14 protein-coding genes are annotated in these 13,965 nt (G+C 69.2%); 7 read left to right on the top strand and 7 right to left on the bottom strand.

Translation table 11 applies throughout. The features are described 5' to 3' along the window. Positions 1 to 5: 5 nt before the first annotated feature. Positions 6 to 863 carry an ABC transporter ATP-binding protein gene (locus DIE21_RS34365; protein ID WP_124501805.1) on the top strand — a complete coding sequence of 286 codons (858 nt, stop codon included), beginning with the start codon at positions 6 to 8 and terminating at the stop codon, positions 861 to 863. Then, a complete protein-coding gene (locus tag DIE21_RS34360) occupies positions 860 to 1,624 on the top strand; it encodes an ABC transporter ATP-binding protein (RefSeq protein WP_124501804.1) in 765 nt (254 codons plus the stop codon). The genes DIE21_RS34365 and DIE21_RS34360 overlap by 4 nt, the downstream gene beginning before the upstream one ends. A 45-nt stretch (positions 1,625 to 1,669) precedes the next feature. Here DIE21_RS34360 and DIE21_RS34355 read toward each other — a convergent pair whose 3' ends face one another. Next, on the bottom strand, positions 1,670 to 3,091 hold the full coding sequence (locus tag DIE21_RS34355) for a sensor histidine kinase (RefSeq protein WP_124501803.1): 1,422 nt from the start codon (positions 3,089 to 3,091) through the stop codon (positions 1,670 to 1,672). After that, the gene (locus DIE21_RS34350; RefSeq protein WP_124501802.1) at positions 3,078 to 3,743 is read right to left on the bottom strand and encodes a response regulator transcription factor; all 666 of its coding nucleotides are present in this window, start codon (positions 3,741 to 3,743) and stop codon (positions 3,078 to 3,080) included. The genes DIE21_RS34355 and DIE21_RS34350 overlap by 14 nt, the downstream gene beginning before the upstream one ends. Positions 3,744 to 4,028: 285 nt before the next feature. Between DIE21_RS34350 and DIE21_RS34345 the strand changes: the two genes are divergently transcribed. From DIE21_RS34345 to DIE21_RS34335, 3 genes are all read left to right on the top strand, one after another. Next, on the top strand, positions 4,029 to 5,054 hold the full coding sequence (locus tag DIE21_RS34345; RefSeq protein ID WP_124501801.1) for an ABC transporter substrate-binding protein: 1,026 nt from the start codon (positions 4,029 to 4,031) through the stop codon (positions 5,052 to 5,054). Positions 5,055 to 5,167: 113 nt separating this feature from the next. Next, positions 5,168 to 6,478 (top strand): MFS transporter, encoded by a 1,311-nt coding sequence (locus tag DIE21_RS34340; protein ID WP_124501800.1) that lies wholly within the window; start codon positions 5,168 to 5,170, stop codon positions 6,476 to 6,478. 99 nt (positions 6,479 to 6,577) lie between these two features. After that, positions 6,578 to 6,820, top strand: coding sequence for a prevent-host-death protein (locus tag DIE21_RS34335; protein WP_311767471.1), 243 nt, complete (start codon positions 6,578 to 6,580; stop codon positions 6,818 to 6,820). 157 nt (positions 6,821 to 6,977) lie between these two features. Here DIE21_RS34335 and DIE21_RS34330 read toward each other — a convergent pair whose 3' ends face one another. Both DIE21_RS34330 and DIE21_RS34325 read right to left on the bottom strand, forming a co-directional pair. Beyond that, the gene (locus DIE21_RS34330; RefSeq protein WP_124501799.1) at positions 6,978 to 8,777 is read right to left on the bottom strand and encodes a sensor histidine kinase; all 1,800 of its coding nucleotides are present in this window, start codon (positions 8,775 to 8,777) and stop codon (positions 6,978 to 6,980) included. Beyond that, positions 8,774 to 9,421, bottom strand: a complete 648-nt coding sequence (locus tag DIE21_RS34325) for a response regulator transcription factor (protein WP_124501798.1) — start codon at positions 9,419 to 9,421, stop codon at positions 8,774 to 8,776. Before DIE21_RS34325 ends, DIE21_RS34330 begins: the two co-directional genes overlap by 4 nt. Before the next feature lie 303 nt (positions 9,422 to 9,724). Here DIE21_RS34325 and DIE21_RS34315 point away from each other — a divergent pair, with 303 nt between their 5' ends. Then, positions 9,725 to 10,177: a hypothetical protein gene (locus DIE21_RS34315; protein WP_124501797.1), complete on the top strand. Its 453-nt coding sequence runs from the start codon at positions 9,725 to 9,727 to the stop codon at positions 10,175 to 10,177. A gap of 102 nt (positions 10,178 to 10,279) precedes the next feature. Then, a complete protein-coding gene (locus tag DIE21_RS34310; RefSeq protein WP_124501796.1) occupies positions 10,280 to 12,298 on the top strand; it encodes an LssY C-terminal domain-containing protein in 2,019 nt (672 codons plus the stop codon). Between the two features lie 15 nt (positions 12,299 to 12,313). Here the strand turns inward: DIE21_RS34310 and DIE21_RS34305 are convergent, their stop codons facing one another. The 3 genes from DIE21_RS34305 to DIE21_RS34295 all read right to left on the bottom strand — a co-directional run bounded on the left by DIE21_RS34305 (position 12,314) and on the right by DIE21_RS34295 (position 13,883). Beyond that, complete coding sequence (locus DIE21_RS34305) at positions 12,314 to 12,643, bottom strand: addiction module antidote protein (protein ID WP_124501795.1); 330 nt, start codon at positions 12,641 to 12,643, stop codon at positions 12,314 to 12,316. After that, positions 12,640 to 12,972 carry a type II toxin-antitoxin system RelE/ParE family toxin gene (locus DIE21_RS34300; protein ID WP_124501794.1) on the bottom strand — a complete coding sequence of 111 codons (333 nt, stop codon included), beginning with the start codon at positions 12,970 to 12,972 and terminating at the stop codon, positions 12,640 to 12,642. Before DIE21_RS34300 ends, DIE21_RS34305 begins: the two co-directional genes overlap by 4 nt. Positions 12,973 to 13,328: 356 nt before the next feature. Continuing rightward, positions 13,329 to 13,883: a protein tyrosine phosphatase gene (locus DIE21_RS34295; protein ID WP_124501793.1), complete on the bottom strand. Its 555-nt coding sequence runs from the start codon at positions 13,881 to 13,883 to the stop codon at positions 13,329 to 13,331. Positions 13,884 to 13,965 lie beyond the last annotated feature (82 nt).

The following is a 13,965-nucleotide window of genomic DNA, read 5'->3' as shown; positions in this document are numbered from 1 at the left end:
ATGCCATGACCACCAATCGCCCCTTGCTGGACGTACAGGGTCTGACGCGCCGCTTCGACGGCGTGACCGCGCTCGACGCCGCGAGCCTGACGCTTGCCGATGGTGAATTGCTGAGCGTGATCGGCCCGAACGGCGCGGGCAAGTCGACGCTGTTCAACCTGATCGCGGGCGCGGACCGGCCCGACGCCGGCCGCGTGACGTTCGACGGGCGCGACATCACGGGCACGGCGCCCGAACGGCTCGCGGCGCTCGGCATCGCGCGCACGTTCCAGCACGGCCGCGTGTTCGGCAACCTGAGCGTGCTCGACAACGTGCTGATCGGCGCGCACGCGCGGTTGCGCGCGGCGCGGCCCGGCTGGCCGGCGTTCGGCGCGGCGGCAGAGGTATGGCGCGCGCTCGTGCGGCCCGCATCGGTGCGGCGCGAGGAAGCGGCGCTGCGCGACGAGGCGCGCGACATCATCGCCGGGTTCGGCGAACGCCTCACGCCGCGCATCGATCATCCGGCGCACAGCCTGTCGTATGCGAACCGGCGGCGCGTGGAGATCGGCCGCGCGCTCGCGCTGCATCCGCGCCTGCTGCTGCTCGACGAGCCGACCGCCGGGATGAACGAGACCGAGACCGCCGAAATGCTGCAACTGATCCGGTCGCTGAAGGCACGCGGCCTGACGATCCTGCTGATCGAGCACAAGCTCGAACTCGTGATGCGCGTGTCCGACCGCGTGATGGTGCTCGACAACGGCGTGAAGATCGCCGAAGGCGCGCCGCGCGACGTGCGGCACGATCCGCGCGTGATCGAAGCCTATCTCGGCCGCCGCCATGCGGGTAGCGTCGCTGCCGGGCGCACCGTGCAGGCGGCCGCATGAGCGCACTGTCTTCCGGATCCGACACCACCATGACCGATGCACTGCTGAAACTGGAACACCTCGATACGTTCTACGGGCCGGTGCAGGTGCATTTCGACGTGAATGTCGAGGTCGGCCGCGGGCAGATCGTCAGCCTGCTCGGCGGCAACGCGAGCGGCAAGTCGACGACGATGAAGCTGATTCTCGGGTTGATACGGCCGCGTCGCGGCGTCGTGCGCTTCGACGGCGACGACGTGACCGCGCTCGCGACGCCGCGGCGCGTGCGGCGCGGGATCGCGGCCGTGCCCGAGGCGCGGCGGCTGTTCGGCGACATGAGCGTGCGCGAGAACCTGCTGATGGGTGCGTACACGCGGGGCGACCGGGCGTCGGTCGCGGACGACTACGAGCGCGTGCTCGAGTTGTTTCCGCGTGTGCGCGAACGGCTCGCGCAGCGTGCGGGCACGCTGTCGGGCGGCGAGCAGCAGATGCTCGCGATGGCGCGTGCGCTGATGGCGCGGCCGAAACTGATCTGCATGGACGAGCCGACGATGGGGTTGTCGCCGCTCTACGTCGACAAGGTGCTGGAGCTGATCGATGCGATCAACCGGCAAGGCGTGACGGTGTTCATGGTCGAGCAGAATGCGAGCCTCGCGCTGGAGATCGCGCACTACGGATACGTGCTGCAGACGGGGCGCGTCGTGCTCGAAGGACCCTCGAAAACGCTGCTCGATGACGAGCGCGTGCGCGATGCGTATCTCGGTGGGGAGGCGGTGGCGGTGTAGGTGGCGAAAGGAGGCGGCCCGGCGGTGCGCCTTGGAGCCGCCGGTTCATGCGTCGCGTGCGTGTGTCTCCGCCGCCCGCGGAAACGTCAGCACCACCGCGAACCCGCCCGCATCGGGAAATGCGAACCCGACGCGCCCGCCGTGCGCCTTCATCACTTCCTGCACGATCGCGAGCCCGAGCCCGGACCCGGTGCGGCGCTCGCTGCCGTCGGGCGCGATCCGCACGAACGGCTGCAATGCCGCATCCCAATGCTCGCGCGGAATCCCCCGGCCGTTGTCGGTGACGGTCAGCGTCACTGCTTCATCGAGGTTGCCCGCGGTGGCGACCGACACGACGATATCGTCCGCATGCCCGTGCAGCAGCGCGTTGTGCAGCACGTTCGACAACGCCTCCTGCAGGCTGATCGCATCGCCGTCGATCCACGCATGCGGTGAATCGCTCGCGAACGCGACGGCCACGTCGCGCTCGTCCGCGAGCGGAATCGTGCGGCCGAGCACGTCCTTCGCGAGCGCGACGAGTTCGACGGGTTGCAGCGGCACGGCCTCGGTGCGATGGATCACCATCGCATGATTGAGCAACTGCCCGGTGAGGCGCCCGACATCCGAGCACGTTGCACGCAACGCATCGAGCCGCGCCGCATGACGCGCGGGATCGGCCTCGCCGTCGAGCAGTTCGATCTGCGCATCGAGCCGCGCGAGCGGCGTGCGCATCTGGTGCGCGGCGTCGGCGATGAAGCGCTGCATCGCGTTGATCCGCTCGGCGAGGCGGCGCATCAGCCCGTTGATCGCCCCGATGATCGCGTCGATCTCGCTCGGCGTATCGACGGCCACCGGCCGCAGGTCGGCCGGGTCGCGCGCGGCGATGATCGTGCCGATCTGCGCGAGCGGGCGCAATCCGCGCCGGATCGCGAGGCCGCTCGCGCCGATCGCGAGCACGCTCATCAGCAGGATCAGCGTCCACACCTTGATGCTCATGTCGTTCGTCAGCTGCTGGCGCGCATGGGTTGTCTGCGCAACGGTCACGAGCGCCCAGCCCGGCGTGCTTTCCTCGGGCATGTAGCGCGCGATGGTCGCGGTGCGGATCGGGTGCCCCTGGTAGACGGCGTTCGCGAACGCGGGGCCCTGTTTCGCGGCGGCGAGCGTCGCGGCACTCGCGAGATCGTTGTAGCCGGCCACGACGACGCCGCGCGAATCGACGACCTTGTAGTAGACGAGGTCGTAGCGCGACAGCGTCGACAGCGCCGCCACCGGCGGATTCAGCGCGAGCACGCCGCCCTGCACGTACAGGTTTTCCGCGACCTGGATCGATGCGCCCGCAAGCAACTGGTCGTATGCGCGCTCGGCCGCGACGCCCGCGTAGTAGCGCGCGATCACCGCGAGGGCGAGCGCGCCGGTCGCGACGACGAGCGCGATGAACAGCAACGTGCGCCCGAACAGCGTCTTCGGGAACCAGTCAATGCGCGGCAATCTGATACCCCATCCCGCGCGCGGTGCGGATCTCGACCGAGCTGCCCTGCAGCTTTTTGCGCACGCGCGTCACGTATTGCTCGACCGCGTTCGCGGTCGGCTCGTTGCCGAAGCTGAACAGCTGGTTCAGCAACTCGTCCTTCGAGAAGATCCGCTGCGGGCGGCTCGCGAGAATCTCGAGCAGCGCGAACTCCTGGCGCGACAGCGACAGCGGCTGGCCGTCGAGTTCCGCGAGACGGCTGCTGCGGTCGATCACGAGGCCGCCGAGCGTCAGCACGTCGTTCGCGTGGCCGCTGTTGCGGCGCAGCAGCGCCTGCACGCGCGCATCGAGCTCGCGGTAGTCGAACGGCTTCACGAGGTAGTCGTCGGCGCCGAGGCCGAGACCGCTCACGCGGTCGTCGATCGCCGAGCGCGCGGTGACGAGCAGCACGGGCGTCGTGCTGCCCGACGCGCGCAGGTTGCGCAGCACCGCGAAGCCATCGAGGCCGGGCAGGTTCGCATCGAGCACGACGAGGTCGAAGCGTTCGACGCGCAGCAGGCCGTTCGCGGTCGAGCCGTCGGTTTCGAGATCGACGGCATGGCCGAGCCGCGCGAGGCGGCCGCGGATCGCCGCGCCGATTTCGGCATCGTCCTCCACGACGAGAATGCGCATGGTGCCGTTTGCAGGTAGAGGGGTTAGGGGTTTTCCCGGGGCCGGGATGTCAGCATTTTCTCAGACTCGCTCGATAACCTGTGTTCAGCCGGAACAAGCGAAGACGGCCATTAATACCAGAACCACAGGAGACGGCAACATGCAGCAGGAAGCGGGAGCGACGAACGCGCGGCACAGCGTGCCGCCGGCCTGCGCTCGCCGGTGCGGCGAAGCCGGCCGCGGCCGCATGGCGGCCGCTGCGATGGCGTGCGCCGGCCGTGCCGTGTGGGTCGGGAAGGCGGGCGCATGACGACGTCGCCGCGCCGCCGCGCGTTGCTCGCCGCCGGCCTCGGCATGCTGAGCGTGCTGGGGGCGCCTTCGCTGGTGCGCGCGAAGCCGCGCACGGTGCGGATCTCGAAAGGCTATGGCGTGCTGTACCTGCCGCTGCTCGTGATGGAGAAGCAGCGCCTGTTCGAGCGGCATGCGGCGCGGCACGGGCTGCGCGACGTCGCGGTCGACTGGGTGCTGCTCGACGGCGGCAATTCCGTCAACGACGCGATGATGGCCGGCACGCTCGACTTCGCGGGTGCCGGCGCGCCGGGCTTCATCGAGCTGTGGGCGCGGGCGCGCGGGATTCCGAACGTCGAGGTGATCGGCATCAGCGGATTGTCCACGACCTCGCTGTCGCTCAATGCGAACCGTCCCGGGCTCGCGTCGCTGCGCGACTTCACGCCGTCCGACCGGATCGCGGTGCCGGGCATCCGCACGTCGCTGTCGGCGGTCGTGCTGCAGATGGTGGCGAGCCGGCAACTCGGCGCGAAGCATTTCGCGCAGCTCGATTCGATCACCGTGAACCTGCCGCATCCGCAGGCGATGCAGGCGCTGATCCGCCGCGAGAACGGCGTCACCGCGCACTTCACGTCGCCGCCGTTCTCGACGCTCGAATTGCGGCAGCCGGGCATTCATCGCGTCGTGAATTCGGTCGACGTGCTCGGCCCGATGACGCTCGACGTCGTGTTCGCGCCGAAGCGGCTCGTCGATGCGGAGCCCGCGCTGGCCGCCGCGTTTCTCGCCGCGCTCGACGAAGCGAACCGGCTGATTGCGCAGGACCCGCGCGCGGCGGCCGCGCTGTATGCGGCGTCGTCGGGGGTCGGCGTGTCGCACGACGACATGATGCAGATGCTCGCCGCGCCGGACACGCGCTTCTCGGTGCGGCCGAACCAGCTGATGGACTACGTGGAATTCCTGTACCTCGCCGGCACGATCAAGGCGAAGCCGCGCGCGTGGCACGAGATGTTCGCGCCGATGCTCGACGACTACCGGACACGCTGAGCGCCGCCGTCCGTCGCCGAACCCCATTTTCATCGAACACCACCGCGCCCGCGCGTTCATCGCGCGCGGCGCCGATTCAACCGACAAGCAACCGATTCACGGAGGAGCCCGCAGTGAATGCCACCGAAACCCTGGACCCCGCGTCCGCCGAAGAGCAGCGCATCATGTCGAAGATGGCGCGGCGCCTGCTGCCCATCCTCGTCGTGATGTTCCTGATCGCGTTCATCGACCGGCAGAACGTCGGCTTCGCGAAACTGCAGATGGTGCACAGCCTCGGAATGACCGAGGCCGCGTTCGGTCTCGCGTCGTCGCTGTTCTTCATCGGCTACCTGCTGTTCGAGGTGCCGAGCACGCTCGCGCTGCATCGCTACGGCGCACGCGTGTGGCTCGCGCGGATCATGCTGACGTGGGGCCTCATCACCGTGCTGATGGGCTTCACGACGTCGATGCCCGCGTTCTGTTCGCTGCGCTTCCTGCTCGGGATCGCCGAGGCAGGCTTCTATCCGGGCGTGATCTACTACCTGACGCTGTGGTTCCCGCAGAGCTACCGCGCGAAGGTGCTCGGCATCTTCACGCTCGGCAGCGCGCTCGCGAACATGCTCGGCTCGCTGGTCGGCGGCGTGCTGCTGAGCCTGAACGGCGTGTGGGGGCTCGCGGGCTGGCAGTGGGTGTTCGTGGCGACGGGCATCCCGGCCGTGATCGTCGCGATCGTGGTGTTCCGCGTGCTGCCGGCGTCGTTCCGCGACGCACCGTTCCTCGACGAACGCGAGAAGCAGATCGTCGCGGCCGCGCTCGAACGCGAGAAGCCCGCGCAGGCCGAGCATGCGCAGCCGTGGAAGGCGCTGCTCGATCCGCGCGTGATGCTGTTCGCGGCGACCTACATGCTGATGTCGACGTCGCTGTACGGCGTGACTTACTGGCTGCCGACGATCGTGAAATCGTTCGGGGTGTCGAGCAGCACGAACGGCTTGCTGAGCATGCTGCCGTGGGCGCTCGCGGTGCTGCTGCTGGTGTGGCTGCCGTCGAAGCTGCGCCGCGCGAAGAGCATCCTGCGCACGATCGCGATCGTCGCGGCGCTCGGCGCGCTCGGCTTCCTGCTGAGCCTCGTGCTGCCGTCGACGCCGCTGCGCTTCATCGCCCTCGTGCTCGGCGGCGCGTGCATCCCGCTGCTGTATCCGTGCTTCTGGTCGATGCCGCCGCGTTACTTCACCGGCGCGCGCGCGGCGGCGAGCGTCGCGGCGATCAACTCGATCGGCAACCTCGGCGGCTTCTTCAGCCAGAACCTGATGCCGTTCGCCGGCAAGGTGACGGGTACCGCGTTCGGGCCGATGATCGTGCCGATCGTGTGCCTCGCGTTGCTCGGGATCGGCGCGCTGGTCGCGTGGACGCGCTCGGAGCGGGGGATGGTGGCGGCGCGGGCGTGATGGGCGGAGGGAGAGCAGAGGGCTGCAGTTTCATGCGGTTCCTCTCGGGATCGTGCCGATGTGCTACCGTGCACGAGGTTGGAATGCATGGAGAGCACAATGAAAACGACGGCGATGTCCGCGCTTCGAGTCGATCCGCAATTGCTCGAGACAGCAGAGGCCGAGTTGGCGCAACACGAGACGCCGTCTGCGTTCGTCGAATCGACACTGCGCGATGCCATTGCGCATCGACGCTTGCACCACGAGTTTGTCGCGCGCGGCCGGCGTCGGCCGACGAGGCGCGGCGCACGGGTGAATATGTCGACGCGGCAGACGTCCAGGCCGAACTTGGGACGATGCTGAAAGTCGCGCGTGCACTGACGAAAACCGATTCGACGAGCGACGTCGATCGACGCGCATGATCGAACAAGTCACGATCCTCGCCGTTCGGCATCAGCGGGAAGACGACTACCACTGACACTCACCGCAGCGGCATTCCGCCGCCGCTGCGTCGACCGCCTTACCCCTCCGTCCGCGACGTCCCCCGTCCATCATGCGCAAGCGCCACATGCGCGGCCGACACGGGAATATCCACCTCCACCGTCGTGCCTTCGCCGAGCGTCGTAGCGACCCGCAGCGTGCCGCCGACGAGATACGCGCGCTCGCGCAGGCCGACCAGCCCGAACGATCCCGACTTGCGCGGCGCACCGGGATCGAAGCCCGCACCGTCGTCGCGAATCGTCAGCGCGATCGTCTCGTCCCGGTACACGAGCGTCACGGTCGCGTTCGATGCAGCCGCATGCCGCGCGACGTTCGCGAGCGCTTCCTGCGCGATCCGGAACACGGCCGTCGCATACGGTTCGTCGAGCTGCAGTTCACCCGGCTCGACGTGCAGCGCGCACGCCATGCCGTGACGGTGCCGGAAATCCTCCACGAGCCATTGCATCGCGGCCGCGAACCCGAGATCGTCGAGCATCAGCGGACGCAGGTCCGACGCGATGCGCCGCGTCGCCGTCACCGCGCCGCGCGCGAGCGCATGCATCGACGCGATCTTGCGCGCCAGCAGCGCGTCGTCCTGCGGCACGTGGTCGAGCAGCCATTCCAGATCGTTCTTCAGCGTCGCGAGCGTCTGCGCGAGTTCGTCATGCAGTTCGCGCGCGATGCGGCGCTGCTCGGCCTCCCGTGCGGTCGCGCTGATCGCCGAGATCTCGCGCAGTTCCTCGCGCGACGCCTGCAGCGCCCGCTCCGCACGCACGCGCTCCTCGACTTCGCGCCGCAGGTCGCGGTTCGACGCGCTCAACTGCGCGGTGCGGGCCGCGACGCGTTGCTCGAGACGTTCGTTCGCCTCGTTGAGCTGCGCGCTCTTCTGCACGACGAGCAGGTGCTGATAGCGCGCACCGGCGAGCGCACGCACCGTCTGCGCATGCAGCCGGCCGTTCTCGAACAGCAGCGCGAACAGCACGACGCCCGACGCGACGAGGCCGTAGGTCCGCCCCGCGTAGAAGCCCAGGTCGAAGCGTCCGTGGTTCAGCATCGACGACAACGCGATGTCGAACAGCCACGCGACGAGCACGATCATCACCCACAGGTCGAGCACGGAGTGACGGTGCCGTTGTCGCCACATCAGCACGACGGCCGCAAGGTTCAGCGCCCAGACGACTGCGATCGCGTTCGTCATCGTCGAGGCCATCCGGTTGCCCTGCATGATGCGCGGCAGCAGGTCGTGGCCGGCGGTCGCGAGCAGCGCGAGCGCGGCGGTCGCGCCGGCCGTCAGGACGATGCAGAGCAGGAGCGGAACCGCCGCGCGGCGGCGCTCGAGCGACGGCGGGCGCGCGCGCGGTGCCGCGCGCAGCAGCACGTACGCGGCAACCGCCAGCGGAAAGCCGCCGTGCCAGAACAGATACAGCCACGCGGTGGTCTGTTCGCCCGCGCCGAGCAGGCCCGTCGGCGTGAACAGTCCCGGAAAGGTCAGCATGTGCGTGCCGGCCATGAAGCCCGTGAACAGGTAGCCGGCCGCGAGCGCGAGCAGCGGCTTCTCGCGCAGGATCGCGTACTGGCCGAGCAGCAGGCCGGCCGTCACCATGTCGTTGACGACGATCGCCGACTGGTACACGGGAATGAAGCCCCACACGCGGGCAAGCGGCATGCCCGCGAACGGCGCGAGGGCGGCGAAGATCACGGCCGACACGATCACCGTCGCGATCGCGAGCCGCCGCTCGCGCCGCCCGGGCGGCAGCGACGACATGAACAGGCGCGACGGATCCGGCGCGTCGTCGCCGTCTTCGGTGGCCGCGGAGCGGAAGCGGGGCGCGGGCATCATGCGTCGTCGACGCCGAGGTCGAGATCGTGGCGCACCGCATAGCGCACCAGCGCGGCTTCGTGCGGCAGCTCCATCTTCTCGAGAATGCGCGTCTTGTAGGTGCTGACCGTCTTCGCGCTCAACGTGAGCTCCGATGCGATCCGCGTGACCGTCTGGCCGGCGACGATGCGGCGCATCACGTCGAGTTCGCGCGCGGACAAGCGTTCGTGCGGCAGCATCTCGGCCGGCGCGCGCAGCGTGCGCGCGAGGCTTTCGGCCGCCGACGCGCTCACGTACACGCCGCCCCCCGCCACCTTGGTGACGGCCGTGACGAGCTCGGCGGTCGCGCTGTCCTTCGTCAGGTAGCCGGTGGCGCCGGCCTTGAACGCGCGCGCCGCGTACTGCGTCTCCGCATGCATCGTCAGCACCAGCATGCGCAGCGACGGCGCATGTGTCTTGACCAGCCGGATCAGGTCGATACCGGTCGGTGCGGGCATCGACAGGTCGAGCAGCAGCACGTCGGCGGCGCGACGCTCGGCCAGCGCGAGCGTGGCCGCGCCGTCGCTCGCCTCGCCGACGATTTCGAAGCCGCCGGCCGTTTCCAGAATGTGACGCAGTCCGTCCCGCATGACTGCGTGATCGTCAGCCAGAATTACCCTGATCATCTAGCGGTCCTCTTCGGGATGACGCCGCGGGCTGTTCCGCCGGTTGCCGCGGCCGTTCTTCCGACCAATATATTCCGCCGAAGCCGGAAAAGGGGCACCTGCGCGAAATTTTTGAGACATCCGGGGGTGGAGTGTGCCCTGAAACGAAATAATCAGCATGAAATGGTATTGGCGATAGGGGCGGATGGGGCGGGTATTCCCGAGGAATCGCCGCAGTGCCGCAGGCGCGGCGCCTCGCGGACCGCCCTGATTCAGAGATAAACTGGTGCCCGATTGCACCGTTTCGACCCGAGGAGCCCCACGATGATCGATCTCGCCGACATCCTGCCGTCCGCGCTGCCCGACGCGGTCGCATGGGCCGACGCGCAGGCGGCGCACGGGCTCGCGCAGGGCGTGCCGCTGACGCCCGCGCAGGCCGACGACGCGCGTACCGTGGGCGTCGCGCAACCGGAGCGGATCCGCGTCGTGGTCGCCGACCGGCTGCCGTTTCCCGACACGCCGGCGCTCGGCGCGATCGCGCGCGACACCGGGCTGCTGTCGCCGGGGACGATCGGCCTCACGCTCGGCCATGCGGTGTTCGTGCTGCGCGGCCACGATACACGACGCCTGCTCACGCATGAGTTCCGCCATGTGCATCAGTATGAGGAAGCCGGGTCGATCGACGCGTTTCTCGCGCGCTACCTGCACGAGATCGCGACCGTCGGCTACCACGACGCGCCGCTCGAGGCCGACGCGCGGCAGCACGAGTTCGACTGACGCCGCCGGCCGGCGCCAACGCGCGCACCTTCCGATGAACCTTCCCCACGCCATTGCCGGCCCGGTGCAGACACCCCGCGCCGCCACCCAGCGCGACCCGCGATGAGCGTCACGATCCACGCGTGGCTGGGCGCGATCGGCGCGCATCCGGGGCTCGTGCTGGCGGTCGTGTTCGCCACGGCCTGTGCCGAGTCGATTGCGCTGATCGGCACGGTCGTGCCGGCCGGCGCCGTGATGTTCGCGGCCGGCACGCTGATCGGCGCGGGCGCGCTCGACGGCTGGACGGCGATCGGCGTCGCGACTGCCGGCGCGGTCGTCGGCGACGGGATCAGCTACGAGCTCGGACGGCACTACCGCGGCGCGATCCGCGACGGCTGGACGCGTCTCGGCTACGCGGACGCCTACGCGCGCGGCGAGGAGTTCGTGCTGCGCCATGGAATGAAGAGCATCGTGCTCGCGCGCTTCCTGGCGCCGGTGCGCGCGGTCGTGCCGGTCGTGGTCGGCTGCGCGATGCTGCCGCGCCGGTCGTTCTACCCGGTCAACATCGTGTCGGCGCTGATCTGGGCGCCCGTGCACATCGCGCCGGGCATCCTGTTCGGCGCGTCGGCGGCGCTGGCCGCGGCGATCAGCGTGCGGGTCGCCGCGATCCTGCTGGTGGTCGCCGCGCTGGTCGCGCTCGTGTGGTTCGGCGTGCGCCTGGCGCTGCGGCGCGGCTGGCCGTTGCTGTGCCGGGCGGCCGGCGCGGCGGTGCATGCATGCGCGCACCGCTGGCCCCGCTTCGGCGCCCGGCTGCACGATACACTCGACAAGGTGCGCCGCCTGCCGGGCGCGGTGCCCGTGTTCGCGCTGCTGTTCCTCGGCTGCGTCTGGCTGTTTGCGGGCATCGTGCAGGACGTCGTCGCGAACGATCCGCTGATGCACGCCGACATCGCGCTGTATGCGTTCCTGCAGAATCTGCGCACGCCGCCCGTGGATGCGGCGATGCGCGCGCTCGCGGTGTTGCACGGACACGATACGGGGCTGATCGTCGCGGCCGCGTTTCTCGTCTGGCTGCTGATCCATCGCTGCTGGGTGACATCCGCATGGTGGCTCGCGACGGTCGGCATCGCGGTCGTGCTCGGGCCGGCGTTCGGCGCCGGCTTGCCCGGCACCACGCCCGCGAGCTTGCCGCCCGGCGGGCTGCACGTGCCGCTGCCCGACGCCGATGCGGCGTTCGCGATGCTCGTGAGCAGCGGCATCGGCTGGGTGCTGACGCGCGACCGGCCCGCGCTGTGGCGCGTCCCGGTCGTGACGGCGGTCGTGCTGTGGATCGTGCTCGGCGGCTTCGCGCGGCTGTACGTCGGCGATACGTGGCTGTCGGGCCTGCTCGGCGGCTGGAGCCTCGGGCTCGCGTGGTTCGCGGTGCTGGCGGGCGCTCATGCGTACTGGCAGGTGCGCGAGCATGTGCAGCCGCGCGGCGCGCTCGTCGCGGTGCTCGTCGTGCTGGCGACGGCCGGCGTGTGGACCGTGCCCGCGCAGTGGCAGCTCGATCGTGCGGCACGTCCGCATATCGGCGACGTCGTCGCGATGACCGTCGACCAGTGGATGCGCGGCGGGTGGCAGCGCGTGCCGACGCGGCGCACCGAGATCGGCGGCGACCGCGAGGAGTATCTGCCGCTGCAATGGTGCGCGACGTCGGACACGCTCGATCGCCATCTTTCGCTGGCCGGCTGGCAGCGCGCGACGCCATGGTCGCCTGCCGCCGCGCTGCGCTGGCTGTCGCCGCAGGCGCCGGCCGATGCGTTGCCCGTGCTGCCGCGCTACACGCAAGGCGAGAGTACGCGCCGCGTGTTCGTGCGCGTCGAGCCGACCGATCCTGACAGCCGACTCGTGCTGCGGCTGTGGCGTTATCCGTACGTGCTGCAGGATGCGCTCGGCACGCGGCCGCTGTGGTACGGCGCGCTGTATCGCGAGACGCTGCACCGGCCCGCCCGGTTGATGACGACCGAGCGCACGACGACGGTCGACGATGCGGCGGCGATCGCGCAGGCACTCAAGGTCGAGCCGACGATCGCGCAGCCGCCGGCGGGGATGCGCGCGGCGCCGGCCGCGATGGTGCTCGTGTGGATGGTTCAGCCTTGAAGCGCGGCCGCCGCGTCAGGCGTGCGACGGTTGCGCGGGGACGACGGACAGGCGCAAGCCAACCGTCTTGAGCACCGCGAGCAGGGTTTTCAGCGTCGGGTTGCCGTTGGGCGACAGCGTGCGATACAGCGATTCACGGCTGATGCCGGCTTCGGCGGCAACCGCGCCGAGCCCGCCGTATGCTTCCGCGACCGTGCGCAGTGCGAGCAGCGCGGCCGCACGGTTGTCGGGATCGTCGAGCGATTCCATCGCGACGCGCAGATAGGCGGCCGCGAGCTCGCGGTCGGCACCGAGTTCGGCGACTTCCGCGTCGTGGTGCGATACCGCGCCTTTGAGCTTGTTCACATTTGCCTCCGTTTCCAGTTCGACCCGTGTTCCTTCGCATGCCTGATGTCGTCGGACTGGCTGCGCTTGTCGCCGCCGGACAACAGCAGCACCAGCGCGCTGCCGCACCGGCCGAAGTACACGCGATAGCCGGCACCGACGTGGATGCGCAGTTCGATCACGCCTTCGCCGACAGGCTCGCAATCGCCGACATTGCCGGTCTGCACGCGTCGCAGGCGTTCGCGAATCCGTGCCTGGATGACCTTGTCGCGTATGGTGTTCAGCCATTCGGTGAAAGGCTCGCGACCGTCGTCGCGCTGATAGCGAAGCAGTTCGAACTTGGAGAGCATTGTAACTTATAAGCTACATGAGGGGTAGGGGTATCGACGTGATTGCGTGGTCTGTCGGATGAGGCGGATGAAGAGACGCGTACGCGGGCCGACTGCCGAAGCGAGACGATGCACCACGCAAAGGCGCTGCGCAGGCGTGCATGCAGCGGCTTCGCGGTTCGGGATATCGAGCGGTGAGGCGGGCTTCCCGAACGAGGATCATTCTTTCATTCGGGGCGTGCGCTGACGATTCGGCTGAACGGCCGGTCTCATCGGCGTGTTCGGGAGACGCGCCGTGCGCGCATGAACTGCTCGAGCGGCCGGCCCGTCGGCGCCGCCGCACGACGCGACGGGCGACCCGGCCGGTCCAACCTGCGTTACTGCTTCGCGGGTGCGGCCGTGGCAACCTTGTCGAGCGCGGCCGGGAGGAATGCGTCGAGCTGCGCGGTCACCGATTCGTAGAAGTCGATCGGCTTGCCCCACGCGTCGGGTACGTCCTTGTGCGCGCCGGTCGCGTATTCGGCGAGCGTGAACACCTTGCCCGCGGCCGACGGATGGAGCGCGAGCACCTTTTCCTTGTGCTTATCGGTCATCGTCAGGATCACATCGGAGTGCTTGACGTCGTTCGCGTTCAGTTGCACCGCACGATGCGCGGACGTGTCGAGCCCGCGCCGCTTCATCAGGATCACGCCGTTTTCCTCGGGCTTTTCGTCGTACGGATCCTCGTCGACCGCGCGCGAGATCACCGCGATATGCGCGTGCCGTTGCGCGATCAGTTGTCCGGCGATCGCTTCGGCCATCACGCTGCGTCCGGTATTGCCCGTATCGACGAACGCGATCTTCTTCGGTTCGTCCGCGAATGCCGACGTCGCGCACTGGACGCCCAGGCAACAGAGCAGGGCGAGCGTCTTGAGGGTGTGGCTTTTTTTCATTCGTTTGACCCGTCCTGAAATAGGTTGACACTTTTTCGACGAATCGAAGAGGTGCCAAGTGGAGCAAGGGATCAAGCGGACG

This window comes from Burkholderia sp. Bp9140 (assembly GCF_003853425.1).
In the GTDB taxonomy this organism is placed as follows: domain Bacteria; phylum Pseudomonadota; class Gammaproteobacteria; order Burkholderiales; family Burkholderiaceae; genus Burkholderia.
The sequence above is the reverse complement of the archived record's forward strand: the minus strand, read 5'-3'. Positions and strand labels throughout refer to the sequence as shown.